This window comes from Candidatus Hydrogenedentota bacterium (assembly GCA_016791475.1).
In the GTDB taxonomy this organism is placed as follows: Bacteria; Hydrogenedentota; Hydrogenedentia; order Hydrogenedentales; family JAEUWI01; genus JAEUWI01.
The window spans coordinates 1-526 of record JAEUWI010000448.1 but is presented as its reverse complement, the minus strand read 5'-3'; the positions used below and the strand labels follow the sequence as shown (position 1 = coordinate 526).

Below are 526 nucleotides of genomic sequence, written 5' to 3'. Positions count from 1 at the left end.
TCATTGTTGAATCGGTTGTTGCACTTTGAGAAGACCCGCTCCCACTAAACAAGCCCATAGTTTAAGATTGATGTTGCTGCTAATGGCAATGATGTTGACGATGGTGATGATGGTGGTGGTGAGGGTGAGGGTGAGGGTGAGGAGTAGTGATTGTTCAAATGTTGCAGCCGTGTAGTTATTCTGCCACCATGCCCTGGATTGCAATTCGAGAAATCCAGCTAGGCAGTCACAAGGCCAGAGAAATCAATAGTGTATACACGCACCACCAATATGCATAATCAGTAGTTATAGTAATAAACAGGTGTAGGATGGATTGGATCCATTATAGTAATCATACTTTTATATTCACAAAGATACATGTTAATTTACCGAGGGTGCAGTGTGTGGATGGTAGTACCAAGAGTACGTGTAAATACTGTCTCAGTGGTATCGTGGTTTTTTGGGTCTGGACACGAGGGCATATCTTGATGCAGAATGCCTCGACGATTGTTCCTTGCCAGTATCATTTCTATTGCGATAGGCTATA

Annotated in this window: 1 protein-coding gene; it reads right to left on the bottom strand. The window is 43.0% G+C overall.

Features of this window, described 5'->3' with window-relative positions; all coding sequences use genetic code 11:
- Entirely contained in the window at positions 1 to 204 is a 204-nt protein-coding gene (locus JNK74_30180) for a hypothetical protein (protein ID MBL7650438.1), read from the bottom strand.
- Between the last annotated feature and the right edge of the window lie 322 nt (positions 205 to 526).